The organism is Paenibacillus rigui (assembly GCF_002234615.1).
Lineage (GTDB): Bacteria > Bacillota > Bacilli > Paenibacillales > NBRC-103111 > Paenibacillus_S > Paenibacillus_S rigui.
This window is the reverse complement of the sequence record NZ_NMQW01000012.1, coordinates 71,769-97,194: the sequence shown is the minus strand read 5'-3', so window position 1 is coordinate 97,194 and position 25,426 is coordinate 71,769. Positions and strand designations below refer to the sequence as shown.

Annotated in this window: 23 protein-coding genes; 16 read left to right on the top strand and 7 right to left on the bottom strand. The window is 51.4% G+C overall.

The genetic code is table 11. From position 1 onward, the window contains the following. Positions 1-62: 62 nt before the first annotated feature. From CF651_RS08005 to CF651_RS07985, 5 genes are read right to left on the bottom strand one after another with little or no spacing between them, the layout of a single operon-like run. The gene (locus CF651_RS08005; RefSeq protein ID WP_094014331.1) at positions 63-1,817 is read right to left on the bottom strand and encodes a hypothetical protein; all 1,755 of its coding nucleotides are present in this window, start codon (positions 1,815-1,817) and stop codon (positions 63-65) included. A 27-nt stretch (positions 1,818-1,844) separates the two neighbouring features. Further along, the gene (locus CF651_RS08000) at positions 1,845-3,083 is read right to left on the bottom strand and encodes an efflux RND transporter periplasmic adaptor subunit (RefSeq protein WP_094014330.1); all 1,239 of its coding nucleotides are present in this window, start codon (positions 3,081-3,083) and stop codon (positions 1,845-1,847) included. 51 nt (positions 3,084-3,134) lie between these two features. Beyond that, positions 3,135-4,715: a DHA2 family efflux MFS transporter permease subunit gene (locus CF651_RS07995; RefSeq protein ID WP_094014329.1), complete on the bottom strand. Its 1,581-nt coding sequence runs from the start codon at positions 4,713-4,715 to the stop codon at positions 3,135-3,137. A gap of 29 nt (positions 4,716-4,744) precedes the next feature. Next, positions 4,745-5,398 carry an efflux RND transporter periplasmic adaptor subunit gene (locus CF651_RS07990; RefSeq protein ID WP_094014328.1) on the bottom strand — a complete coding sequence of 218 codons (654 nt, stop codon included), beginning with the start codon at positions 5,396-5,398 and terminating at the stop codon, positions 4,745-4,747. A 37-nt stretch (positions 5,399-5,435) separates the two neighbouring features. Continuing rightward, positions 5,436-5,867, bottom strand: coding sequence for a MarR family transcriptional regulator (locus CF651_RS07985; RefSeq protein WP_179232731.1), 432 nt, complete (start codon positions 5,865-5,867; stop codon positions 5,436-5,438). 234 nt (positions 5,868-6,101) lie between these two features. On the opposite strand from CF651_RS07985, the gene CF651_RS07980 reads away from it, so the two are divergent. Together CF651_RS07980 and CF651_RS07975 are read left to right on the top strand one after the other, a co-directional pair. Beyond that, on the top strand, positions 6,102-6,536 hold the full coding sequence (locus tag CF651_RS07980; RefSeq protein ID WP_245855769.1) for a MarR family winged helix-turn-helix transcriptional regulator: 435 nt from the start codon (positions 6,102-6,104) through the stop codon (positions 6,534-6,536). Positions 6,537-6,557: 21 nt separating this feature from the next. After that, entirely contained in the window at positions 6,558-7,388 is an 831-nt protein-coding gene (locus CF651_RS07975) for a lipoate--protein ligase family protein (protein WP_094014326.1), read from the top strand. A 203-nt stretch (positions 7,389-7,591) separates the two neighbouring features. Here CF651_RS07975 and CF651_RS07970 read toward each other — a convergent pair whose 3' ends face one another. Further along, complete coding sequence (locus CF651_RS07970; protein WP_094014325.1) at positions 7,592-8,317, bottom strand: alpha/beta hydrolase; 726 nt, start codon at positions 8,315-8,317, stop codon at positions 7,592-7,594. 210 nt (positions 8,318-8,527) lie between these two features. On the opposite strand from CF651_RS07970, the gene pdhA reads away from it, so the two are divergent. From pdhA to CF651_RS07930, 8 genes are all read left to right on the top strand, one after another. Further along, on the top strand, positions 8,528-9,601 hold the full coding sequence (gene pdhA, locus CF651_RS07965) for a pyruvate dehydrogenase (acetyl-transferring) E1 component subunit alpha (protein ID WP_094014324.1): 1,074 nt from the start codon (positions 8,528-8,530) through the stop codon (positions 9,599-9,601). Positions 9,602-9,619: 18 nt separating this feature from the next. Beyond that, positions 9,620-10,600, top strand: a complete 981-nt coding sequence (locus CF651_RS07960) for an alpha-ketoacid dehydrogenase subunit beta (RefSeq protein ID WP_094014323.1) — start codon at positions 9,620-9,622, stop codon at positions 10,598-10,600. A gap of 586 nt (positions 10,601-11,186) precedes the next feature. Next, entirely contained in the window at positions 11,187-12,506 is a 1,320-nt protein-coding gene (locus CF651_RS07955) for a dihydrolipoamide acetyltransferase family protein (RefSeq protein ID WP_094014322.1), read from the top strand. Positions 12,507-12,509: 3 nt separating this feature from the next. Then, entirely contained in the window at positions 12,510-13,925 is a 1,416-nt protein-coding gene (gene lpdA / locus CF651_RS07950; protein WP_094014321.1) for a dihydrolipoyl dehydrogenase, read from the top strand. A 300-nt stretch (positions 13,926-14,225) separates the two neighbouring features. Beyond that, positions 14,226-14,828: a TetR/AcrR family transcriptional regulator gene (locus CF651_RS07945; protein WP_245855768.1), complete on the top strand. Its 603-nt coding sequence runs from the start codon at positions 14,226-14,228 to the stop codon at positions 14,826-14,828. A 70-nt stretch (positions 14,829-14,898) separates the two neighbouring features. Beyond that, positions 14,899-16,104 (top strand): HlyD family secretion protein, encoded by a 1,206-nt coding sequence (locus CF651_RS07940; protein WP_094014320.1) that lies wholly within the window; start codon positions 14,899-14,901, stop codon positions 16,102-16,104. Next, positions 16,085-17,245 (top strand): ABC transporter permease, encoded by a 1,161-nt coding sequence (locus CF651_RS07935; RefSeq protein ID WP_094014319.1) that lies wholly within the window; start codon positions 16,085-16,087, stop codon positions 17,243-17,245. Before CF651_RS07940 ends, CF651_RS07935 begins: the two co-directional genes overlap by 20 nt. A 185-nt stretch (positions 17,246-17,430) precedes the next feature. Then, positions 17,431-18,069, top strand: a complete 639-nt coding sequence (locus CF651_RS07930; RefSeq protein ID WP_094014318.1) for a DUF2238 domain-containing protein — start codon at positions 17,431-17,433, stop codon at positions 18,067-18,069. A 175-nt stretch (positions 18,070-18,244) separates the two neighbouring features. Here the strand turns inward: CF651_RS07930 and CF651_RS07925 are convergent, their stop codons facing one another. Next, positions 18,245-18,901, bottom strand: coding sequence for a hypothetical protein (locus CF651_RS07925; protein ID WP_094014317.1), 657 nt, complete (start codon positions 18,899-18,901; stop codon positions 18,245-18,247). Positions 18,902-19,133: 232 nt separating this feature from the next. Here CF651_RS07925 and CF651_RS07920 point away from each other — a divergent pair, with 232 nt between their 5' ends. The 6 genes from CF651_RS07920 to CF651_RS07895 all read left to right on the top strand — a co-directional run bounded on the left by CF651_RS07920 (position 19,134) and on the right by CF651_RS07895 (position 25,406). Then, a complete protein-coding gene (locus CF651_RS07920) occupies positions 19,134-19,832 on the top strand; it encodes an HD domain-containing protein (protein ID WP_094014316.1) in 699 nt (232 codons plus the stop codon). Positions 19,833-20,022: 190 nt separating this feature from the next. After that, positions 20,023-21,303, top strand: a complete 1,281-nt coding sequence (locus CF651_RS07915) for an MFS transporter (protein WP_179232730.1) — start codon at positions 20,023-20,025, stop codon at positions 21,301-21,303. A gap of 249 nt (positions 21,304-21,552) precedes the next feature. After that, a complete protein-coding gene (locus CF651_RS07910; RefSeq protein ID WP_094014314.1) occupies positions 21,553-22,662 on the top strand; it encodes an iron-containing alcohol dehydrogenase family protein in 1,110 nt (369 codons plus the stop codon). A gap of 33 nt (positions 22,663-22,695) precedes the next feature. Next, complete coding sequence (locus CF651_RS07905; protein WP_094014313.1) at positions 22,696-23,763, top strand: ABC transporter substrate-binding protein; 1,068 nt, start codon at positions 22,696-22,698, stop codon at positions 23,761-23,763. Between the two features lie 70 nt (positions 23,764-23,833). Then, complete coding sequence (locus CF651_RS07900) at positions 23,834-24,616, top strand: ABC transporter permease subunit (protein ID WP_094014312.1); 783 nt, start codon at positions 23,834-23,836, stop codon at positions 24,614-24,616. A gap of 13 nt (positions 24,617-24,629) precedes the next feature. Beyond that, the gene (locus tag CF651_RS07895) at positions 24,630-25,406 is read left to right on the top strand and encodes an ATP-binding cassette domain-containing protein (RefSeq protein ID WP_094014311.1); all 777 of its coding nucleotides are present in this window, start codon (positions 24,630-24,632) and stop codon (positions 25,404-25,406) included. The last annotated feature ends 20 nt before the right edge of the window (positions 25,407-25,426 follow it).

Here is a 25,426-nt window from a genome sequence, read left to right as displayed (position 1 = left end):
CGTGTCGTACTTCTGCTGGCCAAGGGACGCTGCCAGTCTTTTTCTTTTATTGAAATAATAGATTACTTACCCTGCTGAAGCGTGCTGACCAGTCTTCTTGCCGGTCCGTTTGGCGTGTCGATCACTTCGTACAAATTCAAAGTTAACGGATATTCCAGCTGGTCGGACTGCGTGTCTTTGAAATATATCAGCTGTTGTCCTGTCGTTAATCGGTTATCCCCGTTCAAATCCAATGTAGTCGTAGCGATGGTTCTGCCGTTTGCATTGTTCAGCTCCATCAAGAGCTTGTTGAATTTGGAATCCACCATCACCGGGATATTGCTAACCAAATCCATATTAATGCTTAGCTTGTAGCTGTACGCATACGATTGTGTCGCTTGGCTTAATCCCGCAAGGGTGCTCAGAGCCCAGTCATGAATGCTCAGCTCGTACGGGTACAATGCAGCTTTCAGAGGATCCTGAGCGGGATGGCTCACATTTACAATCGCCTGCGAAAAGGTGACCTTATAAGGGGCAGCCGTTTTTTGATCGATCAGCCTTAATACATACTGTTCCTTGGCATCCTTCAAGGGGAGCACAAAGGAGTAGGTAACAACGTAGTCCGTACCGGGTACGATAAGGGTGGAAGTGGCGTTATTCCGAGTTCCGGCATAAGAGAAGCCACTCCCGACCAGCTCTGCCGCGAATTGAGGAACCGGGAGCGGCTTGTCGCTCTGATTTGAAAATTTCAGCTTGGCTATACCGGTTTGATAGCCCATACCTTTGTTCTCATACAGCTGCAGATCGACGACAGAGACCGAAATATTCGGATTGACCACATTGTTAATCGGATCGATAGGAAGCGTTGTGTTCATCGTATAGGCAATCGGCTTCGTGCTGTCGTTGGACGCTTGCTCGGCTGTAGGAAGTCCGATGCTTAGCCGGCCTATCGCATAGCTGACAGCAGCCGATACGTCCGCCCGATTCGGGGTGACGTACGTTTCTACCGTCGACAAGGTAAAGCTGCTGAGCTGTGTGTCCAGATCGGTAGGGATCGAATAGTAAATATATTTCTTCTCACCGGGATCAAGATTGGTGACGCTTTGATCGGAGCGGCTGCCTTTATAAATTTGCGAAGCCGATTTTCCATTCAGCACGATGGGGGGAATGGGTTCGGATTTCGCACCTGGATTTTGCACAAGCAATTTGATAAGCTGCACCGGCGTCTGATCTTTGAAGTCGGTCGTCAGGCTCACAGGGGTATACGTTAAAGCCGAGTCCACCGATGGAATCGTGAAGGTTTCTCCCCATGCTTTTACCGCAGAGGCATCGGTAATGGCCGAGTTATCGCCGTACCATACAAGATTGGATACAGGCAAATCCAGCAGGGTCGTTTCTTGTTTCGGATATACATCCTTGTTAACGTCAATCCATACGAGGTCCGTAGGCTTCAAATTGACCGGCAGATCGATCTGTGCCAGGTAACTAAGATTAATGTTAGACAGGGGAGGGACGGAAACAGCGTTGTCGGCGCTGCCTTTTAACACGTACTTGGCTCCATTCTCCGTCAGGATCCGTACCTCGTAATCGGGTACCCTTACGGTATCGTTCGAAATGTTATACATTTTGACCTGGATGCCGATACGCGTTCCGCTCAACGTGTGCTCGCTTAAGAATCCGTTCACTTTGACCTGAAGCGGACCGTTTAATGTAGCAGGGTACCGGTTATCGATTGTAACTTCTTGCATATCATCCGCAAGTACAGCGCTGCAATTGAAGCTCATGAGCATGGATGTGATAAGGGCAGCCGCAGCGGCTTTTTTCAGCTTGGTTCTCATGGTTATCCTCCACTTTTACATATGATATTAATTTCGTACTTCGACCTTATCTTTATCTTTAAGCTCCTGAGTCCCTGTAACGACGATCTGCTCGCCTTCCTTAATCCCGCTCTGCACTTCACGGTTCGATTCAAGCGTCCGGCCCAGCGTTACTTTTCTCTTCTCCACAACCTCGCCGGTAAGTACATAAATGTAGCTGTCGTTCCCTTCCTTCACGATGCTGGCTGAGGGGACGGTGACCACTTCTTGACTTGCATCGCTTCCAAGCAGCACCTTCACCCTCATGCCGCTTTTGAGCAGCAGATTCGGATTCGCAGCACTAAGCTCCAATACGAACGATTTGCTCTGGGGGCTCATCACATCGGCGAGGTAGGAAACCGTACCTGTCCAGGTATCGCTGTTACCCTGCAAGGTGAACGGAAGCTCTTTTTTGCCGCGGACCAGCTTTACTGCGCTTTCGGTCAAATCGGCATGAATTTTGATCGGATTTTGCTGCTGGATCACACCAACGACGGAATTGGCTTGCAGGGTAACGCCCTGCTCCGGGCTCAGATCCGTTAAGATGCCGCTGATCGGTGCCTTGACCTCGAAATCGGAAATTGTTTTGTTAATATCCTGCAGCGAGACGTCGGCCGCTTCAAGCTGAATCCGCAAGGACGCCAAAGGATCGGTAGCATCGAGATTGGCAAGCTGCTTTTGCGCGGTGTCGAGATCGAGCCGCGAGGTTTTGAGCTGAGTCTCGATTTTGTCCAGCTGGTTTTTGGTTGCAAGACCGGCATCGTAATCATTGCGCGTATTATTGTAGGTTTTCTCCAGATCGGCGATATTCAGCTGCAGCTTCTCTACGGTATTCTTAAGAACGCCGCGGTTGGTTGCAAGGTCCTCTCGCGTTTTATCGATTTGCGCTTGCAGGTTTTGCTTGGAGAGCTCGGTTTTCGTCTTGGCTCTTTCGGTATCGGAGGTGTCCAGGGTAAAAATAACTTCCCCTTGCTGGACCGCATCGCCGCGTTTTTTCAGCATCGTTTTGACGTCTCCGCCGACCTTGCTTATGACGTTAACCTGAGAGGAGGATACGACATCCGCGTCGACCTCCTGCTTGCCGTCTATTTTCTGTTTACCGGCGGCTGCCACTTTTACCGGTTTGGCGCCGTTGCTGCTGGCACTCGTCATGGAACATCCGGCCGCGGCTGCGCCGCTCAGCGCGATCACCAGTCCGGTGAGAAGCATGCGGTTCCATCTATTGCGCTTACTGATCATTCTGGTCATTTGGATTTGTACCCCTTTGCGATAAAATCATTTCAAAAATACAAATAGTCATTATTCACCCATCACATGGGCTTTGGGGCCGGCTGCGGACTTCGTATTTTTTAAAAATAACGAGAGAATGGCAGCAAGGAACGACAGCCCTGCGGTAATGATAAATACGTCCTGAAGCCCGAGAATGGTCGATTGCAGCTGTACCTGCCCGCCCAAATAGCTAAGCGCGCTCATTTTGGCCTGAACGGCGGATTGCCCCATCCCCATATACTGATTTTGCAGCTGGGCAAAATGGGTAGACACATTCGTTGAAAACATGTTGAGCTGACTGGCCAGATCCGCGCTGTGAAACGTCGTTCGCTGAGAGAACATGAGCCCCAGCCAGGCGATCCCGAAGGAGGCGCTGATCTGCCGGATCGTATTGGACAACGCCGTCCCCTGACCCATCTTGTGCATAGGCACCTGATTCATCCCTGCCGTTTGAATAGGCATCATCATCAGACCCATGCCTACGGCACGCAGAACCAGCCAAAAGATCAGCGTAGAAAAGGCCGTTGTAATATCGAGAGCGGAGGAAAGATATAAGGAAATCCCCGTTATCGTTAACCCGACTACGGCAATGAGCCGTGCGCCGATTTTATCAAATAAAGCACCGGCAATCGGCATCATAATGCCTGACATCAAAGCCTGTGGCAGCAGGATGAGGCCGGTCTGGATCGCCGAAAGTCCCGATAAATTTTGCAAAAAAACCGGAAGCAGGAACAAGACGCCCATCATAATTAAAGTAGCGATACTGGAAATAATAAGAGACAACGTATAAGTCATATTTTTAAGCAGGGATAAATCCAGCAGCGGATGATCGATCATGAGTTCAATCACCACGAAGATGAGCAGACTGACGAGACCGATGGTGATATAAGTAACGACCTCAGAGTCAGACCAGCCTTTCTCCGTGACTTTGCCGACACCGTACAGCAGGGACGCAAGCCCGCCGCTCGAAGTGATAAACCCCCACAGGTCAAACTTCTGTGTGACCGGTGCTTTAAATTCCTTAAGCACAGCCATCGCCAGGAAAAAATCGATAATTCCGATAGGGACATTAATCGTATAAATGAGCCGCCAGTCCAAATATTCGACGATGTAGCCGCTCAGAGTCGGTCCCGTTGCGGGAGCGAACATGATCGCAATCCCGAAAAGACCCATCGCCATCCCGCGTTTCTCGGGTGGAAACATACGGAAAATCATCGCCATGCTGATGGGCATGAGAGCGCCCCCGCCCAGTGCCTGAACAATACGGAATACAATCATGCTGTTATTGCTCCAAGCAATGCCGCAAAGCCCGGAGCCGATGGTAAAGATGACCATGGATATTAAAAACATGCGCTTATAGCCGAACCGGTCACCCATATATCCCGTTGCGGGAACCAAAGCGCCGCTGACCAAAGCATAGGCCGTGACAACCCATTCGATCTGGGATTGATTGACGCCGAAGACCGACATCATCTTGGGAATGGCTACATTGACAATACTTGTATCGAGTATCGCCATGAATACCGCAAGAATGACGGCAAGCATAGGCAGTGCGACTCGGGGTTTCTCCGTCACGGCGACTTGTTCCCGGGGTGCTGTTGAAGAGTCCAAACCGGGTACCTCCTTTTTAGTTGCATTGCTTATTTCTCGATCTTGACGGTTACGTTCAAGCCTGGGACAAGACGCTGTCCTTGAAGGCTGTCTAATGCGATACGGACGGGAATACGCTGTATAACCTTGGTGAAGTTGCCGCTGGAGTTAGAGGAAGGAAGCAGAGAGAAGGAAGCGTTCGTGCCAAGACCGAGCCTTTCGACATGTCCAGTGATGACTGCAGTGGGGTAAGCATCGACTTTAATCGTAACCGGGCTTCCGACCTTAGCATCGGCGATTTCGGTTTCCTGTAAATTGGCTGTTACATAAAGCTGATCCAGATTCGCGCTCATTGCAATTGCGCTGCTGGGAGACACCATTTGATCCTTAATGCCGCTAAATTGGAGAATCGTTCCGTCTTCGGGGGCAATGATGTCCTGGGTCTGTGCGGGGCTGCTTCCCTTCGCTGACGCCGTTTCAACGATGCCTAGCACGTCGCCTTTTTTGAAGGAGTCGCCTTCCTTGAAGTTCCATTCGATTAATTTACCGGCTCCAGGAGGATAGATGGCCCGCAGATCGCCTTGAATTTTGGCATCCTCCGTGCTGATGTACTTACTGGCAAGAGCGTAGTAATAGGTTCCGCCTGCTCCGCCTCCGAGTAAAATCAATGCAAGTACGGTGAATACGATCATTTTTTTCTTCATTGCCTGACTTGCTCCTTTCCGGTTTGGAAAAATAGAATTAGTCTGGATCCTTGAGATGGCTCAACATTTTACTTGTGATGACAAGGAATTGATCGATCTCTTCATCGGACAAATTGCTGAACATGCCCAGCAAGATGGAACGGCGGCGGGCTCTCAACTGGTTTACCAGCTCTTCCGCCTTCTCCGTCAATTGTACCCAGACAACCCGGCGGTCCGCTTCATCCCGTGTGCGCTGGATATGGCCGTCACGAACCAAGCGGTTAACGGCAATCGTGGTTGCGCTAGGGGATAAATACAATTCCTCGGCAAGCTCGCTGAGCGTCATACGCCGGTTATTGCGCAAAATAAGCATCAGCAAAAATTGCTGTTTGGAAATCGTCTGTGCCGGTGCTGTCCATTTGTTCGTTTGGCACATTGCCGTTTGTACAAGCTGCTCAAATTCATTCAGTTTGTCCTCCAAGTGCCCCACAGGCTTCCTCCTTCTGATGTGTCCCCTGGTTTTGTTTGCCGCCAAAAAAATAAACCATAAAAACATTCATCGATATAAATTTTTATGATAAAACTATTTATGGAAAAAATATCATGTAGACGAGCGGGGCGTCAATACTTTTTTTTGTGAAAAAATTATTGAAACATAATCGGAACAATTTCGTATTACGTGGTAAAATAGTTCTAGAATGTTTGAGGGGAAGGAGGAAGCTTTTTGGCAGATAACCATAAGCTTTTTGAATTTGAAGAAGTATTTCGACAATTTTTTAGGACGATGACCAGCAATTTCAACAAATTCAATGACCATGGAATGACAGCCGCCCAAGGTTTTTTTCTGGAAAAGCTGGAGCTGGAAGGACCGCAAAAGGTATCGCAAATTGCTGAAGCGTTGTGCTATACTTCAGGAGCTATAACGGCTTTAACCGATAAGCTGCTCGCTTCCGGTTATGTGGAGAGGGAAAGAACGGAAGAAGACCGCAGGGTCGTTTATTTGACGATTACGGAGGAAGGCCGCAAAATGCTCGGGGATATCCGGGCCAAACGCAAGGCTAACATCGAAAAATATTTCGGCGCTTTGCCCGATGAAGATATGGAACACTTGATTCGAATTTTTAAACAGGTGCTGCTTACAACCGAGAATAAAGAGTAGCATGCATGAGGAGCAGGGGATATGAAGGAAGAAGCATGGTCGATGCCGGAAGGAACTTTAATTTGGGATCGCACGCAGCAGCTGGACCAGGAGGATGTTTTGTATCCGTTTGCACTGGAGGAGCTTTTATGCAGGCAGGTAGGTGAAGGTACGGCACCGTTCATCCATCTGTGGCGGCATCCCCGCGCATTGGTTATGGGACTTCGGGACAGCCGGCTACCCCGCGCTGCGGAGGCTAAGCAATGGCTGGAGAGTGATGGCTATTCGGTAGCCGTGCGCAATTCGGGCGGGGCCGCGGTACCGCTCGATCTTGGCGTCGTCAATGTGTCGCTGATTTTACCGAAAAAACAGGGACAGATTGATTTCCGCCAAGATTTTGAGACCATGTATCGATTGATCAAAGAGTCGTTGGAAGCCGCGAGTCAAGACGTAAATAAGGGAGAAATTGTAGGCTCCTATTGTCCAGGGGATTACGATTTAAGCATTCAGGGGAAAAAGTTTTGCGGCATCGCCCAGCGGAGGCAGGCGAAGGCGTTCGTCGTGCAGGCCTTTATCGTCGTGACAGGACAAGGAAGCGTGAAGGCCGAACTGGCGCAGCAATTTTACCGGCTTGCAGGCGAAGGGGCGGAGAACGGCAGCTTTCCCCAGGTGGCGCATGACAGCATGGCTAGTCTGGAGGAGCTTGCCGGTATGACCGGAGTCGATTCCTTCATCGATTCCATTAAGCAAACCGTCCGTTTGCGGAAGCAGCAGACCATGGCAGGGCGGGAAACCGGCAGCGCGCCCGAGCTGCCGACGCATGAGCATATTATGGATATGGTTCACTCCATGAAACAAAGATACGGAATTTGACCTTGTAAAAAGAAACGCTCCTTTGCGGCTTGAAGCCGCAGGGAGCGTTTTTTGTTGAGCAGAAAGGATAAGCGTCTCAGACCTCATCTCCCTTGACAAACGCATGTCATCTTGAAGGAATAGCGAAGCAGTCTATCCTTATCGGGCAGAACAGTTGATGTTTTGAACGCTCAAGCGAGGTGAAGCCAGGCTGGTATCACAGCTTACAGAAACAGCTTCATTGCAGCTGGAAGCTCGTTTTGCCAGAAGCCCCACAAATGCTTGCCTGGCTTTTCCTCATAGGTGAGACGGCAATTTCTTGCCGCGAGAAGCTCCTTTGTTCGCCGGTTCGCCTCGACAAAATCGAACGTTCCCCGTTCGGTTCGGACCTCCTGCTCGTCCAAGCCAATCAACATATACAGGTGAAGCCAGGACAAATCCTCTTCACGCGCCAACCGGTCCCGAGTGGACTGCAAAAATGCACCGGACAAGGATAGGACGTTCGAAAATAGGCTACGATAATCTAAGGCGAGATGCAGCGAAACGGTTCCGCCCAAGGAATCGCCCGCCAAGATTCGCTCTGTGGGCTCCGTTCTTACCGAATATTTGCTCTCAATGTAAGGGAGCAGCTCTTCCGCAAAAAAACGGCAGTAGGCATCAAAGCGGGAGCCTTCCGGTGCATATTCGGAAGTTCTTGTTGCTGTATCGACATCGACGCCGACAATAATGGCAGGGTGGACGTCTTCGTCGAAAATGAGACGATTCATATGGGTAACGATACGGCCGAAATTAAAAAATTGTTCTCCATCCTGACAATAGATAACAGGATATGACATGAGTTCCTGGTAGCCGGGCGGCAAAAACACCCGAACAGGTCTTTCCGTTCCTAGAGCTTGAGAGGGGACAAGCTCCTTTACTACGGTTCTTTTATAATAAATGCTGTCGTCCATAAGGGATGGCCTCCAAGTGTATTATAATAGTTTGGTCGTTTTTTATTATCTGTACCATATGTTTTTTTAAACTGTTATATACGTAATGAGTGAGAAAAATCATATTTTTCAAGTAAGTAGTTGTGTTATTAGAGAAAACAGGTTTATAATACTACTATAACAGAAACAATGCTTTCAAGGCATCAAAATCTATCGTTGAGGTGAATGTACATGAGTAAGCCATATGAAGTGGCAGTGTCCAAGGTGCAGCCTTTGTCCGTTTTAGCACCGGACGGTACCGTGGTAAACGAGCAAGAAATGCCGAATTTGTCGGATGATCAGTTAAAAGAACTTATGAGACGCATGGTGTTCACACGTACATGGGACCAACGCGCAGTAAACTTGACACGTCAAGGACGTCTTGGTTTCTACGCTCCGGTATCCGGACAAGAAGCATCCATGGTCGGCAGTGAGTTCGCTCTTAATAAAGATGATTTCATTTGCCCGGGGTACCGCGACATGCCGCAAATCGTATGGCACGGTCTTCCTATGTACCAAGCTTTCTTATATTCCCGCGGTCATCAGCACGGCGGTCAAATTCCTGAGGATGTGCACGTGTTGATGCCTCAAATCATCATCGGTGCGCAAATTTTGCACGCTATGGGCGTAGCTATGGCATTCAAAAAACGCGGTCAAAAACGCGTTGCTATCACATATACAGGTGACGGCGGCTCCTCCGAGGGCGATTTCTACGAAGGCTTGAACTTCGCAGGCGCATTCAAGCTGCCAGCTATTTTCGTCGTACAAAACAACGGTTATGCTATCACAACTCCATTCGCGAAGCAGACGGCTGCTGAATCCGTAGCACACAAAGCGGTTGCTGCAGGGATCAAAGGCGTTCAAGTCGACGGGATGGACGTGCTTGCCGTAGTTAAAGCAGTTCAAGACGCAGCGGAGCGCGGCCGTAACGGCGAAGGCGCAACACTGATCGAAGCTATTACTTATCGTTTCCTGCCTCACTCGATGTCCGGTGACGATCCTTCCAAATACCGTACGAAAGAAGAAACAGCAGAGTGGGAAGCGACAAGAGATCCTTTGAACCGTTTCCGCACGTTCTTGACGGCAAAAGGACTTTGGTCCGAGGAAGAAGAGAACAAAGTGGTTGAGGAAGCTAAAGCCACGGTAGCGGAGCAAATTAAAAAAGCGGAAGAAACCGAGAAAATGACGGTTCCAGGCTTGATCGATAGCATGTTCGAAACGACACCGGCGCATTTGGAAGAGCAGAAAGCCGATTATATCGGGTAAAGGAGAGGAACGATACCAATGGCTCAAATGACAATGATTCAAGCGATTAAGGATGCAATGCGCGTAGAGCTGGAGCGCGATCCTAACGTTGTTGTATTCGGGGAAGATGTAGGTAAGGTAGGCGGTGTGTTCCGTGCAACGGAAGGCCTGCAAGCAGAATTCGGTGAAGAGCGCGTATTTGATACGCCTTTGGCAGAGTCCGCTATCGGCGGTATGGCTGTAGGGATGGGGATTCAAGGCTTCCGTCCGGTGGCCGAGATTCAATTCGTCGGTTTTATTTATGAAGCTTTGGACCAAATCTGTGTTCAAGCAGCTCGTATGCGTTACCGTTCCGGCGGACGCTACAATGCTCCGATTACTTTCCGTACGCCTTTTGGCGGCGGCGTTAAAGCGGCTGAGCTTCACACAGACCCACTGGAAGGCTTGCTGGTGCAAACGCCTGGTATTAAAGTGGTTGTTCCTTCGAACCCTTACGATGCCAAAGGCCTGCTGATCTCCGCAATCCGCGACAACGATCCCGTGTTCTTCATGGAGCATTTGAACTTATACCGTTCCTTCCGTGCAGAAGTGCCAGAAGGCGAGTACACCGTGCCTATCGGTAAAGCAAACGTCGTGCGTGAAGGCTCCGATGTAACCATCATTACTTACGGTGCGATGGTTCACACTTCCCTGAAAGCTGCAGAGGAGATTGAAAAAGCCCGCGGCGTCAAAGTAGAAGTGATCGACCTGCGTACATTGATTCCTTTGGATATCGAGACGATCGTGGAATCCGTTAAGAAAACAAACCGCGTCATTATCGTACAAGAAGCGCAAAAAACATCCGGCGTTGCCGCTGAAGTTATCGCACAAATTAACGAAAAAGCGATCCTGCACCTGGAAGCTCCTGTGCTGCGTGTAACACCTCCGGATACAGTATATCCATTCGCACAAGTGGAAGATCAATGGCTGCCTAACCCGGCGCGTATCGTAGCCGGTTTAAATAAAGTACTGGATTTCTAGGAAGGCGCTCCTGAGAGGGAGCGGCCGATTGACAAAGGCTTGAGGTCGCGAGTGGGCTGCGGGATTGGAAAATATTTGCCTCCGGCCGCTGTTGAAACGATAGATCTTTCATTGGATTTAGTATAGGTGGATCCATCGTTTCAAAGGCGGGCGCTACGCTCCTACAGCAAATACTTTCCAACCCTCCGAGCTTCGCGGCCGGCTTTGTCAAAAAACACTCCCCTGCCAGGGAGCGTTGGATTATAAGGATACGTTTGCCGGTACGAGCAAACGGGTATTTTAAAATAAAAGCGTAGCGGGAGCTGACGCGTGGCTTTGGAAGTGCACTTGCTTTGCTTGGATTAAAACCTAGCGATGAGCGAAGGTGAAGGCATGTGTAACCGCCGGTGAGTTTACGCGCCGCCTTTGAAAGCGGGTTTCATTCGATAAGGATGTACATATTCAGGAAACCTGTTTTCAATAGCGGCCGAAGGCGGTTGGCACATGCTGGAGCCGAAGCTTTCATCGTCACAAAAGTTTTCACTTGGCAAAGCGTTACTTCCAACCCACTACACTCCCGGTACGCCATCCCTTAGGAGGTTGTATCGTGGCGATATTTGAATATAAATTCCCTGAGCTGGGCGAAGGGATTCACGAGGGCGAAATCGTCAAATGGCTTGTCAAGCCAGGCGATGTTGTAGATGATGAAACCATCATCATGGAAGTTCAAAACGATAAATCCACTGTAGAAGTACCTGCTCCGGTTGCAGGGAAAATCGTAGAAATCAAAGTGCCGGAAGGCACGATGTGCACCATCGGCGATCTGATCGCTACGATGGAAGTGGAAGGCGCCGTGCCGCAGCAAGCGCATGGCCATGGCGAGAGCGCAGCTCCGGCAGCGCCAGCAGCGGCTGCTCCAGCGGCACCGGCCGCTCCTGCAGCGGCACCTGCGGCTCCCGCAGCCGCAGCGCCGGCACCGACCGCGGCGAGCGGCGCGGTCCTGGCAACCCCTAGCGTGCGCAAGCTGGCACGCGAGAAGGGCTTGAACATCGCCCAAGTCACGCCGACCGGCCGTAACGGCCGCGTGACGAAGGAAGATGTTCTCGCCTTTGCCGCAGGCGGCGCGCCTGCGGCAGCAGCACCGGCAGCAGCTGGCGAAGCTCCAGCAGCGGCGGCTACTGCAGCAGCAGCGCCATCGACGGCTGCAGCTGCAGTAAGCGGCGAACGCGTCGAGGAGCGCGTTCCGCTCAAAGGCATTCGCAAAGCGATTGCGAATGCCATGGTGAAATCAGCTTACACGGCTCCGCATGTGACGCTGATGGACGAAGTCGACGTGACGCAGCTCGTGGCCCTGCGCGGCAGAGCGAAAGCGGCGGCAGAGAAGAAAGGCGTCAAGCTGACGTACTTGCCTTTCATCGTGAAAGCATTGGTAGCGGCAGCACGTCAATTCCCGGCGATGAACGCGATGATCGACGAAGAAAAGAACGAGATCGTCTACAAAAAGTATTACAACATCGGTATCGCAACGGATACAGACAACGGCTTGATCGTTCCTGTTATCCAGGATGCGGATCGTAAAAATATTTGGACAATCGCTGAAGCTATTAAAGACTTGGCAGCTCGCGGCCGCGAAGGCAAGCTGAGCGGCAACGAAATGAAAGGCAGCACGATTTCCATCACGAACATCGGTTCCGCAGGCGGCATGTTCTTTACTCCGATCATCAACTTCCCTGAAGTGGCGATCCTGGGTACCGGACGTATTGCAGAGAAACCGGTTGTGAAAAATGGCGAGATCGTCGTCGCTCCGGTTATGGCATTGTCCTTGAGCTTCGATCACCGGATTATCGACGGCGCGACAGCTCAAAACTTCTTAAACTACATTAAACAGCTACTGGCCGATCCAGAGCTGCTCATTTTGGAGGTGTAAGCAATGGTAGTAGGAGACGCTTCCGTTGAGATAGACGTTCTAGTCATTGGTGCAGGTCCTGGCGGATATGTGGCGGCCATTCGTGCCGCTCAGCTGGGCAAAAGCGTGCTGATTGTCGATAAATCCGAGTTGGGCGGCGTATGCTTGAACCGCGGATGTATCCCGTCCAAAACGTTGATTACCGCAGCGCACCATTTCGAGCAGGCGAAGCACGGGGAATCCATCGGGATTTCAGCAGAAAATGTGAAAGTGGATTTCACCAAGGTTCAAGAATGGAAAAGCAGCATTATCAAGAAACAAACCGGCGGTGTGTCCGGTCTGTTGAAAGGCAACAAAGTGCAAGTATTCAACGGTGAGGCTCTGTTCATCAATGAACAGGAAGCGCGTCTGTTCAACGATAACGAAACGGCACGTTACCGTTTCAACAACTGCATCATTGCAACAGGCTCCCGTCCGATTGAGCTGAAAGCATTCCCGTTCGGCGGACGTATTCTGTCCTCCACGGAAGCGTTGGATCTGCCTGAAATTCCGGAAAGCCTGATCGTTATCGGCGGCGGCTATATCGGTATCGAGCTGGGTCAAACGTATGCGAAGTTCGGTACGAAGGTGACTGTGCTCGAAGGCTCAGACACGGTACTTCCTGGCTTCGAGAAGGAAATGTCGCAGCTGGTAGCGCGTAACCTCAAAAAAATCGAGGTGGATGTGCATACCGAAGCTTTGGCACAAGGCTGCGAGCAAACGGACAAAGACGTGACGGTAACCTTCACGGTAAAAGGCGAAGAGAAGAAAGTAACGGCACAATATGTGCTTGTTACGGTTGGACGTCGTCCCAATACCGATGGCGACTTGTCGCTTGAATTGGCAGGGATCCAGGTCGGCGAGCGCGGCATGATCCAGGTCAATGAGCAAGGTCAAACGAACGTTCCGCATATTTATGCGATCGGCGATATTGTTCCGGGCCTGGCACTGGCGCACAAGGCTTCTTACGAGGGTAAAGTCGCTGCTGAAGCGATTGCCGGACTGCCTAGCGTGGTGGACTACAAATGTATTCCTGCGGTCGTGTTCTCCGATCCGGAAATCGCAAGCGTAGGCTTGAACGAAACCGAAGCCAAAGCGAAAGGCATCAACGTCGTAACCGGTAAGTTCTCTTACGGTGCGAACGGACGTGCGCAATCGATGAACCTGAAGGAAGGCTTCGTGAAGCTGGTTGGCGATAAAGATTCCGGCCTGCTGCTGGGCGCACAGATCGTAGGGGCGGAGGCTTCCAACCTGATCGCCGAGATGGCTCTAGGTATCGAAATGGGCGCTACCCTGGAGGATATCGCATTGACAATCCATGCGCATCCGACATTGGGTGAAATTACGATGGAAGCGGCCGAAGTGGCTTTGGGCCACCCGATTCATATCCTTGGTAAATAATTTAACTGTACTCTAAAAGACAAAAACCTGAAGTTGCAGATTGCTGCGGCTTCAGGTTTTTTTTATTGTTCATACGTTATAAGCCTCCAAGACATCGGATGAGAAAAATGAATTTGGCAAGGATACCTCTTGACAAGTAATTTTAATCAGGTGTATCATCCATATAGTAGTAATTTGAACATATGTTCAAAACAAATGTTCAAAACGATCGTTCAATTTATTGACGCGGTTGGAGCAGGTTGAAATTCACACAGAATGAAATCAGAAATGATATGTATATTGAACCGTAAACGGGAGGGCATGATGAAGCAGGAAGCCAAGGAAGACGTGAAGCAGAAGATTTTGGATGGAGCGAAGCATTTGTTTGCGCGCAAAGGGTTTGAGGGGACGACCGTTCGGCAAATTTGCGATGAAGCGGGAGTTGCTCTGGCGCTTGTCTCGTATCACTTTGGAGGGAAGGAAAATGTATTTTATGCGTTGTTCGATTCTTTGGAGCCGGGGCTGTTGAAGGAAACGTATGATTTGACCGATCCAGAGTCGGACTTTCGTAAATTTATTCTGGAATTCGTGCGCTTCCGCATGTCGGAGCCGGAGCTGATCAATATTTTGCAGCAGGAGGTTATGATGCAAAGTCCCAGACTGGAAAAGCTTCAGGAGGTTATGTTTCCTGTGTGGTTGCTGCTGCGAAACATTTTGCAGGCGGGGAAGGAGCAGGGACAGTTTCAATTTGAATCGCTGAAGCACACGATGTACGTCGTCGTCGGGACATTGGTTTATTCCCGCACATCCTCTTTCCTGGAGCCGCTGCTGGAATCGATCCCGGGAGCATCAACCAAGGAGAGCTTCGAGGAAGTGGTGGCGTATACCACGCAGTATATTTTGAACGGGCTGCAGCGAAAGTAGATTCCCCGGCTTGTGTCCGGGATGCAATAAACAGAGAGATCCCCATGGGATGGGAAAAGGAGAATGGAGTATGAAGAAGAACGTGATTCTACTGTTGGTATTGGCCGTGGCGCTCGGAGGCGGCGGGTTGATGCTGGCCGCGGAAGGCAGGGATGCCGTAACCCTTGCAGCCAGCCAAAAGGCAAGTATCGTCACAGCGGAGCAGGTGAACGTATCGTTCCAGGGCGTCGGCGGCAAAATCATCGACCTGCCGGTCAAGGAGGAGCAGCAGGTGAAGAAAGGGGACGTGCTGATGACTCTCGATCCCACGGACGTTAATCTGCAGCTGCAAAAGGCACAGGCCGATGTCGAGGTAACGACACTCAAAATCAAGCAGACTCAGGAAGCGCTGCAGGTATCGCAGGAGAAGCTGAACAATGCGCTGAAGCAGGCGCAGATTGCCGTAGCCCAAGCGAGGACGTCGCAGGAGCAAGTGCAGGTAGGCGCCCGGACGGAGGATATCGAACGGCAAAAGCTTGCGGTAGCCGCTGCTAACGAATCGTATGAGCATGGGCTCAAAATGTATAACCAGCTGCGGAACATTCAGGACACAGCCGACACCAACCCTTACGCGACCAAGGATCGCCGCGATGCGGTCGAGAATGCGCGAAGCCAGCTGGCTACGCTGGAGAATGCCCGTAATCAGCAGCAGGCGGCGCTGGATAAGCTGATGAACGGCGCGACGAAGGAAGAGAAGGAGCAGGCGGCTCTAACCGCAGAGAAGGCACAGGCGATTCTGGAGCAAAACCAGCTCGGTCAAGGCGATATTGACAACCAGAAGCTTGGTCTGGACGCGCTGTCCAAGCAGCTGGAGCAGCAAAATATCGCACTCCAATCGCTGCAGGTCCAAAAGGAACGGATGTCCTTGAAGGCGCCTGCGGATGGGAAGGTAGCCAAAATCGTACCTAAAGCAGGCGAGAATGTCGGGTCGGGAACGCCGGTCATTGTGCTGGAGACGGGCAAGCTGTATTTTGATCTGTACGTGGATGAGCAGCAGGTGAAAAAGCTGAAGCCGGATATGACAGTGCCTGTTCATTTCGCAGCCTTGAAGGATCAGGTAGAGGGCAGGGTGCAGTTCGTCACCGCCGCACCGCAATTTGCCAGCTTAAGAATGAGCCGGGAGAAAGGAACCGCTGACCTGAATACGTTCCAGGTGCGCGTCTATGTGGATCGGACGGATACGCTGCTGCCGGGAATGACTGCGGAGGTGCATGTCGATGAGATCCCAGCTCGATGAATGGCGTTATGCGCTGACAAGCAAATTTATTCCGGCGATTCTCATCGCACCGCTGCTGGTCGCTGCTTTATTCGGCTATATGTTTCAGAACAGCCAGATCAATGAAGCGCCCATTGCCGTTGTCGATGAGGACAACAGCCTGTACAGCCGGCAGTTTACGGACAAGATGAATGCTTCCCAATATATGCATGTAACGGATGTATTCTATCAGGCCGTTCAGCCGGACACCCTGCTGGCGAATGAAAAATATATGGCGGTTATTTACCTGCCTCGGGGGATGGAGCAGCTGCGCTTTCAGGGGAAGCAGGTCAATATCGGTGTCCTCATTGATAATTCGATGCCATCAGCTGTCGGGAATTTGCGCAATGGCATCCAGGAGCTGATCACAATCGAAAACACGACGTTGTCCGTCGGAAAGCTGAAGGCGCTCGGCATGAGTGATGAAGCGGCGGCAGGCACTGCTTCTCCGCTGTCGATGCAGCAGCGGCTGCTGTACAATCCGACGTCGGACTTTATTGCATTTATGGTCATTGGCTTCGTCAATGTCGTTGCTCTGGGCATTACCGCGATCGGGGCGGCCTCTATTGTTCCACGGCTGCGGGTGGAGGGCAGGCTCTCTGAGGAGCTGAAGCATCCGCTCGGATTATGGCTGCGCGTTGTACCTTATGCGGTCATATCGGCCATCAGCCTGATGCTGGCCTTTGGCTTGCTGAAGCAGCTGGGCGGCCTTCGGTTTGCCGGGAGCCCTGCGGCATTTATGGTTCCCCTGCTGTTGTACACAATTACCGTGTGCTTGATGGGCATGCTGGTCGGTTGGACGGCCGCAGAGCCTTCCAAGGTGACGCTGCGGACCTACGCCATCGTATATCCTTCCTTTATGCTCTCCGGCGTTCAGGTGGCAACGGTTATTTTTCCGGCTCCGATTCAGGCGGTCAGCAACTTGCTTCCTTTAACGTGGCTGTTCAAGTTTATCCGGGGTATTGGGTACCGCGGCGGCAGCCTCCGGTATTTTACCGGTGAATTGGGCGTGTTCGTCGGGATGATCGGCGTGCTTTCCGTAGGGATCGGCCTGATGATGCTGCGGGAGTACCGCAAGCTGAACGAGAAAAGCGAAATGAAGGAACTCGTCGCAGGGGCTTGATGGTGTTATACTTTGGATTCAAAAAAAGGTCTGCCATGGGAGAGGATGGCAGGCTATTTTTTTTGTTCTCAAGAGATCTCTGAAGGCTAGAAAAATATGGTATTATATTCCCGAAGGAGCCCTGCTGCGAGGAACGCAGCTTCATTTGGATTGCATGCTTGTTAAGGAGCAAGGGGGATACAGAGATGAGATGGGGTTTATTCCTAAAGGAAATCCCGCTGCGTCAAAATGGAGTATTACTGACATCACTAGGCTTGTATATCTTGATATGGGGTGCTTTAGCATGGGAGCCATATAACCGATTTGATTGGTTATTGGAAAATTTATTAATCTTTGCTGCGGCCATTGTGCTGGGCTTCAGCTACAAAAAATTTGCATTCAGCAATTTATCTTACCTCCTGCTTTTTTTATTTCTGATTTTACACACGATAGGAGCTCACTATTCTTACAATACGAATCCGTTGGATGCCTGGCTGAAGGCCACCTTCCACTTTCCCCGGGATGAATTCGACCGGATCGTTCATTTCTGCTTCGGCTTGCTGCTCGCTTACCCGATGAGAGAATGGGCAATGAGGGTTCTCCATTGGTCCCGGAGAGCCTCCAGCTTCCTGATTCCGCTGTTCATTCTGGGTTGTGGCGCGTTCTACGAGCTTATCGAAATGTGGGTGGCCTCCCTCGTGGCACCGGAAATCGGCGTGATGTTCCTCGGGACGCAAGGCGATCCGTGGGATACGCAGCATGATATGGCTGTCGCTTTGTATGGGGCCATTGTGGCGATGGGAATGACCGCACTGATCGCAGCGTTAGCGAGGGCAAGAAAGTGATATGCAGGTGCGGAGGAAGTCATCCGGCTCCTGATGTGATAGAGAGCTGCTGATAAATAAAAGAGTTGACCTGCTGTTTGACAGAGGCCAACTCTTTTATTTTGTCCTATCATCCAGTTCAGGATGGTTTCAATAGAACGCTTCCGTCCACTCCGCTAGTTTTTTAGCGACCTCTCTATTTCCGGCGGGTTTGTGAGCCGGTTTTCACCTTCTTGGCCGAGGCAACGGCAGCATGACCGACAATCCGTAAGGTTTTGGTCGTTTGCGAATACTCCAGCTTATGTTTTTTGCGGGGAAGGAGACCGAACGCGCGTAAATTGGAAGGGGACAGCCGAAAGTACTCTTCCAGTTCATTTTCAGGAATAGACAGCTTCAGCTTTTTTGTAAGGGATCCTTTGGTTAAGCTAATATACGTCTCAGTAGCGTTGATCCCGAGCCAGCTTAGCAGCGCGTAGCCGATCGAGATGACACCGTCATAATTTTTTCTGGGATCGGAATAAAGCATGCCGATGGCTCGGCAGGAAGCCAAATGACGCATCTGGATCGTTTTGTCATTAGCATCATAGGTTAAAATAAAACGCATGCCATCCCGGATACCCAGCTTTCTTGCGTTGTCGGGACTGATCTCCATATAGTTGTAAGAGCTTTCTTTGTCGCTATCCTGTATCAAGCGGACATCTCTCTTCACCTCGTCCCGCTGAAGAACCACCACGGTTCCACTGCGGATCGTATTCAAATTATGCGGAATCCCCATGGCACAATCCACATACAGAATTGCCGTATTATCATCCAGCTCTTTCGAGATATAAACGTCCACGACGCCTTTTGCCACGACGTTCACTCCTTACCCATTATTTTATGTTTATAATGCTATCGAGACGAGCGTCTCGAAGTTGGATTCGCCCAAGCAGCGGGCTTATATTTACCGGACTACTATATCTACCGGATACAAACCATGTATATGAAAATATCACGAGTCTTGCTTGTATGGTTGTACCGAAATTAGAGAAAGAGGTATACTCAGGGAGAAAAATGGATGCAATAGACCGGAAAGGTGGGCACGTATGGAGCCAAACGATAAACAACCACTGCAGCAGTTGGAGCAGCTGGAGCAGGCCAAAAGCTTTGTGCAGGAACAACTGGGAAAGGACGCAAGCGGCCATGATTGGTGGCATATTGCACGCGTCACCAGGCTGGCCAAGCAGTTGGCGAAGGAGGAGCAGGCCAATGAATTTGTATGCGAGCTTGCCGCACTGCTTCATGACGTTGCCGATGAGAAGCTGAATCCTAGCGCCGAGGCGGGATTAAGCAAGGTCAGAGCTTGGTTGATGGCTCATCATGTAGAGAACGATGCGGCAAATCAGGTTATGGAGATCATTGCCACGATTTCGTTCAAAGGAGGGAACCAGCCGCCGGTGACGACCAAGGAAGCTCAGGTTGTGCAGGATGCCGACCGGTTGGATGCCTTGGGGGCGATCGGAATTGCGCGAACATTTGCCTATGCGGGCTGGAAGGGTCATGCCATGTATGATCCTGAGCTGCCTTACCGGGAGCAGCTGACGCAGGAAGCGTACCGGAACGGAGCAACATCAGCGGTCAATCATTTCTATGAAAAGCTGCTTCTTTTAAAAGATCGAATGAACACCGCTAGCGGGAGACAGCTGGCCGAGCGTCGTCATCAAGTCATGGAACAGTTTCTTCGGCAGTTTTATGCCGAGTGGGATGGAACCGATGCGGACGCAGGGGAAGCAAGAGATCAATAGCCTGGCAGCTGCATGACTGAGCTTTATAGCACGATCCGTACGGAGACTAAAAAGTAAGATAGTACATGTTTATGAGTAGGTAAATCCATGGTTTCTTGAATCCATTCCGGGTATTCTAACAATAGTTGTTGAGAAGATAGTGCATTCTATGCATTCATCGTACAGATTACTAGTAAAGAAGGTCACTCGGATGGAAGCATGGAAACGGAATTTGTTTATTTTATGGTTCGGCACTTTTTTCAGCTCGGTGGGCATCGGGATGATCATTCCTTTTTTGCCGCTGTATGTCCAGGAGCTGGGAATTCATGATGTGCAGCAGGCGGCGCTGTGGGCCGCGATGATTTTTGGCATCAACCATTTGATGATCGCGCTGATCTCTCCGTTCTGGGGAAGATTCTCGGACAAATACGGGCAAAAGGTGACGATGGTGCGTGCTGGGCTCGGTTCGGCCGTCATTATCGCAGCGATGGGGCTCGTTCATACGCCGCTGCAGCTGCTGCTGCTTCGGGCACTGTTCGGCACGATGGGCGGGTTCTCGGTCAGCGCGGTTGCGTTGATGGCGATCGAAGCGCCGAAGGAGCAAGTCGGCCGGGTGCTGGGCATACTGCAAACCGGGCAGGTGACCGGACAATTGCTGGGGCCTTTGCTTGGCGGGGTTATGGCCGAGTGGCTGGGGATGCGGAACTCGTTTTTCTTCACAGGCCTTTTCATCTTCACAGCCGGTTTGCTGGTGCTGTTCGGGGTTCATGAAACGAGGAAGTACCCCAAATTCCGTTTTCAATGGGGAAGCAGAAAGGCAGCCGTCGCGGCCGCTGCAAGCACGACAGCATCGACGGTACCGAAGCCCGAGAAATTGCAGCTTAACGCTGTCATCAAGCGGTCGCCTGTTATTTTGACGCTTTTCGTCTCGACGTTCCTGATTTCCGTCAGCTTTCAAAGCATTAGCCCTATCATTACGCTTTATGTCAAAAGCATGAATATTCAAAATCACGTAGAGATTATGGCCGGTCTTATTTTTGCCTCAAGCGCCCTCGGCACCATGATTTCCGCTCCAATCCTTGGCAGGCTCGGCGACCGGTACGGGTACTTGAGCATTCTGTTGTGCTGCTTGCTGCTTATCTCGGTCTTGTATATTCCCCAAGCACGGATCTCGGATCCATGGGTGCTGATGGGGGCGCGCTTTTTATCCGGCTTATGTGTCGGGGGACTCATTCCATCGATCAGCTCACTGCTGCGCAGTTTGACGCCAACTGCCATTCAAGGCAGCGTCTTCTCTTATAATGCAAGTGCCAGCTCACTCGGAAACGTCTCTGGCTCGTTGTTCGGCGGCGTTGTGGCTAGTCATATGGGGATTCCGGTTGTGTTTTACATTATTTCGGGTGTATTCCTGCTTCATTTCCTCATGCTTGCGTTCCAGGCGAAAAAGATGAACCGGACCCGAAAGCATATGGAATCTGCAGTGGAAGTATGAAGTGAGAGCAGGATGCTCTTACAGCAGGGGGCTCAGCCCTGCGCGTTAACGGCGGTTCGTATTCAGTCGGACACGGAGATGATGGCTCCGTGTCTTTTTTGCGCGGACTCTTCTAAATAGAACTTTTCTATCCAAAATAGAAAACATCAATTAGACGCCTCGGCGAACTCAGTGATATATTGCTTGTATAAATCCAATAAAACATGTAGGAATTATTTGATTTTGAAAAGAAAGGTGGATGCACAACAGATGATAACCATCAAATCGCCGAAAAAATATTGGAACGAGCCCGGCGTCCTGTCCAAAAGCGGCCCCCTCATTGCAGAGATTGGCCGACGGGCGCTAATTATTGCGGGCAATAAGGCGTTGGAAGCGGTGAAGCCTTCATTCCTTATCAGCTTGGAGGAAGCGGGACTGAGCTATTCCATCGCCCCGTATGGAGGAAAGGTGACCACAGAAGACATTGAACAATTCGCGGAAACCGCAACGGAATACCAAGCGGATGTCATTATTGGCGTTGGCGGAGGGAAGGTGCTGGATCTATCCAAAGCCGTTGGCGGAAGACGGAGCCTTCCCGTGGTCGCGGTTCCAACCATTGCTGCCACCTGCGCTTCCTGGGCGGCTGTTACGGTTGTGTACGATCAGCAGGGGCGCTCCTCCCGCTATTTATTAAATGATCGTTCGCCTGAGCTTCTGTTCGCGGATACGGGCGTGCTGGCCTCAGCTCCCAAGCGTTTCTTGGCCTCCGGGATAGGGGATACCATCGTGAAGTGGTATGAAATCGGCGTGAATAACAACGACGCGCCAGACGGGTTGGATGTCCGTCTTGGGACGCAGATAGGCAAGCTCGCTTTGGATCGGCTGCGCGTTCATGCCTTGGACGCTTATCAAGCAGCAGGTACCGGTGAAGTGACCCCCGCTTTGCAGGAAACGGTGGATGCCATCATTGTATTAGCCGGATTAGCAGGGACGGTTCAAGGCACCACGGCACGCGCAGGGATCGCCCATTCGATTCATAACAGCCTGACGCACATTCCGGAAACCGGAACTACATTGCACGGAGAAAAGGTGGCTTACGGGCTTCTGACGCAAGTTATTCTTGAGGGAAGGCCTGTGGAGGAAATAGACGAACTGGCCCTCTGGCTCCACAAGCTTGGCCTCCCGATCACGCTGAAGGAGCTGGGGATTGAGCAGGACCCGGCAGCCGTAGCAGCGGACATTGCCCGAAGAGTAAAGCTGCCGGAAGGCTCGTCCCAAGGACTTTCCTTCGAGGTGCACGAGGGCGCAATTGCCCTGGCGATTCAGAAAGCGGATGAATGGGGAACCCGGATCATCCATGAAGCATATTCCAAATCTTAGTGAAGCTCCATTCGGAAAGGTGGTCATCGGTTCATGTTGCGAATCGGCAAGTATGCAAGCAAAGTTATAATATCTTTATTCATCGTGGGTCTGGCCGCAGGCTGCGGCACCAGCACGAAGCCCGCGGATCAAGCCCAATCGGGCGCCTCTCAACCGGTTGCGGCTGCAAACGGCGGTACCCAGGTCGATCTTAGCAAAGTAACGCTTCGAGTCGGGCAGACCGGCTGGAGCAATCTCGAGCTGGGCTTTAAAGAGGCGGGTTTGGATAAAACGCCTTACAAGGTGCAGTACAGTGTATTCCAGGGGGGCAATCTGCAGCTGGAAGCGATGGCAGCCGGTAATCTGGATTTGGCCTCGACGAGTGAAATTCCGCCTCTCTTTGCTTCGCAGGCTGCCAACGGCGGCAATTTCAAGGTGATTGCTTCCTTTGAATCGACGACGTTAAACCAAGAAATCGTTATTCCCAAAGGCTCGCCTATCAAAAGCGTCGCGGAGCTGAAGGGGAAAAAGGTGGCTTATGTCAGCAGCACGACCGCCCATTATTTCTTGATCAAAATATTGCAGCAGGCGGGACTCAGCTGGTCCGATATCGACGCTGTGCAGCTATCCACCTCGGACGGATTAAGTGCATTAATCAGCGGCAAGGTCGATGCGCTGGCCAGCTACGGCAATGCGATTATTTCGGCTCATCAGAACGGAGCGACTGTGCTTGCGAGCGCAGCGGATATTTTGTCCGGCAATTTCTTGTATGAATCCACGCCGGATGCGATCAATGACCCTGCCAAGCATGCGGCAATCGTCGATTATTTGACCCGGTTGAACAAGTTTTATGCGTGGAGCAGAAGCAATCAGCAGAAATGGGCGGAGATAACCGCCACCAATACCAAGCAGCCTGTGGAGCAAGCGCTGGATACGTTGAAGAAGGGGGAGGCACAGCGGCCCTCCAAGCTTTCGTCCGACTTCCCAAAGGCTATTGCCTCTCAGCAGGATGTGGCTGACGCATTAAGCAGTGTGGGTGCGCTTAAGGGCAAGATTGAAATCAATTCCATCTGGAGCCGGGCGTTTGAGGAGGAGTTAAAGAAAATAACCTCGACTCCCTAATCGCAAGGACGCGAGGACGCATGGACGTTGACGCAATTATTTTGTACGAAAGGAAAGGAGGGAAGGTGTGATGAAGACGGCCACTAGCCTGCAGCGCTTCTACCAGTTCGCACCCTGGATTATTCCCGTTACGCTTATTTTGATATGGCACGGCTTAACCTCAACGGGGGTGATCCCCTCGAGTGTTTTACCGGAGCCCCTTAAGGTGCTGAGCACTTTTATCGTATTGCTGAAAAACGGCGAATTGCTTACCAATATCGGCGTTAGCGCCAAAAGGGCGCTGAGCGGCTTTGCCCTCGGCGGAGGGGTCGGTTTTTTACTCGGACTCATGAACGGCTTCTCCCGTACGGCGGAAAAGCTGGTGGATTCCTCGATCCAGATGATCCGGAATATTCCTCTGTTTGCTCTTATTCCGCTCGTTATCATTTGGTTCGGCATTGAGGAGCCGGCCAAGCTGCTGCTCGTTGCACTCGGCGTGTTTTTTCCGGTGTATCTGAATACGTTTCACGGCATTCGATCCATCGATCCGGGATTGATTGAGATGGGCAAGGTGTACGGGCTGAAACGGTTCTCCTTATACCGTCATATTATTTTGCCAGGCGCGCTGCCCTCGGTACTGGTTGGCGTTCGTTATGCGCTCGGCGTCATGTGGCTGACCTTGATCGTTGCCGAGACGGTGGCCGCCAAATCCGGTATCGGCTATATGGCGAACAGCGCGAGGGAATTTTTCCAGCTGGATGTTATTGTGCTAAGTATTATTATTTATGCTTTGCTTGGGAAGCTCTCGGACAGCATTGCCAAATGGCTGGAGAAATGGTGGCTGCAGTGGAATCCTAACTTCGCCAAGCGGTGAAAGGGTGTTGCTTATGACGAACGGCAAGCGGGGGACACGGATTCAAATTCAGCGGCTGTCCAAGCGGTTCGATCAGACCCAGGTGTTGTCGGATGTCAATCTGACCCTGGAACGGGGAGAATTTATTGCGATCGTAGGCAAAAGCGGCTGCGGCAAAAGCACGCTGCTTCGGTTGATTGCCGGTCTTGATCAGCCATCGGAGGGGGGCATTGATCTGGATGACCCAAGCGGTGGAGGCCAGGCGGCCGGAACGCGGGTATTGTTTCAGGAAGCCCGGCTGCTGCCGTGGAAAACCGTACTGGACAATGTGCGAATCGCCACACATAGCAAGGATAAAGCCGGTGCGGCTGAGGCCTTAAGGCAGGTCGGCCTGGAGGAGCGGGGAGGCCAGTGGCCGAGTGTATTATCCGGAGGGCAGAAGCAGCGGGTAGCTCTGGCGCGTGCGTTGGCGAGCAATCCGAGGCTGCTGCTGCTTGACGAGCCGTTGGGTGCCTTGGATGCATTAACCCGCATCGAGATGCAGCAGCTGATCGAGAGGCTGTGGCTGGAGCAAGGCTTTACCGTGATTTTGGTCACCCATGATGTCAGCGAAGCGGTTGCACTGGCCGACCGGGTGCTATTGATCGAGCAGGGAAGCATTGCTATGGACACGCGAATTACGCTGGCGCGCCCCAGAGAACGGGATAGCGGATTTATTTACTTCGAGAATTTGATTTTGAACCGGGTTTTGAATAAACCAACGGAAGAAGCGGCTCCAGCAATCGAAAGGAAGCTGTCGTATTCCATATAACGTTATAGAACAGGTGGGAT

Excerpts from the sequence above, each read along its gene's own strand:
- CF651_RS08005 (WP_094014331.1), bottom strand. The coding sequence starts at position 1,817 with ATGAGAACCAAGCTGAAAAAAGCCGCTGCGGCTGCCCTTATCACATCC.
- CF651_RS07975 (WP_094014326.1), top strand. The coding sequence starts at position 6,558 with ATGAAGGAAGAAGCATGGTCGATGCCGGAAGGAACTTTAATTTGGGAT.
- CF651_RS07905 (WP_094014313.1), top strand. The coding sequence starts at position 22,696 with ATGTTGCGAATCGGCAAGTATGCAAGCAAAGTTATAATATCTTTATTC.
- CF651_RS07945 (WP_245855768.1), top strand. The coding sequence starts at position 14,226 with ATGATGAAGCAGGAAGCCAAGGAAGACGTGAAGCAGAAGATTTTGGAT.
- pdhA (WP_094014324.1), top strand. The coding sequence starts at position 8,528 with ATGAGTAAGCCATATGAAGTGGCAGTGTCCAAGGTGCAGCCTTTGTCC.
- CF651_RS07960 (WP_094014323.1), top strand. The coding sequence starts at position 9,620 with ATGGCTCAAATGACAATGATTCAAGCGATTAAGGATGCAATGCGCGTA.
- lpdA (WP_094014321.1), top strand. The coding sequence starts at position 12,510 with ATGGTAGTAGGAGACGCTTCCGTTGAGATAGACGTTCTAGTCATTGGT.
- CF651_RS07900 (WP_094014312.1), top strand. The coding sequence starts at position 23,834 with ATGAAGACGGCCACTAGCCTGCAGCGCTTCTACCAGTTCGCACCCTGG.
- CF651_RS07895 (WP_094014311.1), top strand. The coding sequence starts at position 24,630 with ATGACGAACGGCAAGCGGGGGACACGGATTCAAATTCAGCGGCTGTCC.
- CF651_RS07935 (WP_094014319.1), top strand. The coding sequence starts at position 16,085 with ATGAGATCCCAGCTCGATGAATGGCGTTATGCGCTGACAAGCAAATTT.
- CF651_RS07930 (WP_094014318.1), top strand. The coding sequence starts at position 17,431 with ATGAGATGGGGTTTATTCCTAAAGGAAATCCCGCTGCGTCAAAATGGA.
- CF651_RS07920 (WP_094014316.1), top strand. The coding sequence starts at position 19,134 with ATGGAGCCAAACGATAAACAACCACTGCAGCAGTTGGAGCAGCTGGAG.
- CF651_RS07990 (WP_094014328.1), bottom strand. The coding sequence starts at position 5,398 with ATGAAGAAAAAAATGATCGTATTCACCGTACTTGCATTGATTTTACTC.
- CF651_RS07910 (WP_094014314.1), top strand. The coding sequence starts at position 21,553 with ATGATAACCATCAAATCGCCGAAAAAATATTGGAACGAGCCCGGCGTC.
- CF651_RS07970 (WP_094014325.1), bottom strand. The coding sequence starts at position 8,317 with ATGGACGACAGCATTTATTATAAAAGAACCGTAGTAAAGGAGCTTGTC.
- CF651_RS07940 (WP_094014320.1), top strand. The coding sequence starts at position 14,899 with ATGAAGAAGAACGTGATTCTACTGTTGGTATTGGCCGTGGCGCTCGGA.
- CF651_RS07915 (WP_179232730.1), top strand. The coding sequence starts at position 20,023 with ATGGAAGCATGGAAACGGAATTTGTTTATTTTATGGTTCGGCACTTTT.
- CF651_RS08000 (WP_094014330.1), bottom strand. The coding sequence starts at position 3,083 with ATGACCAGAATGATCAGTAAGCGCAATAGATGGAACCGCATGCTTCTC.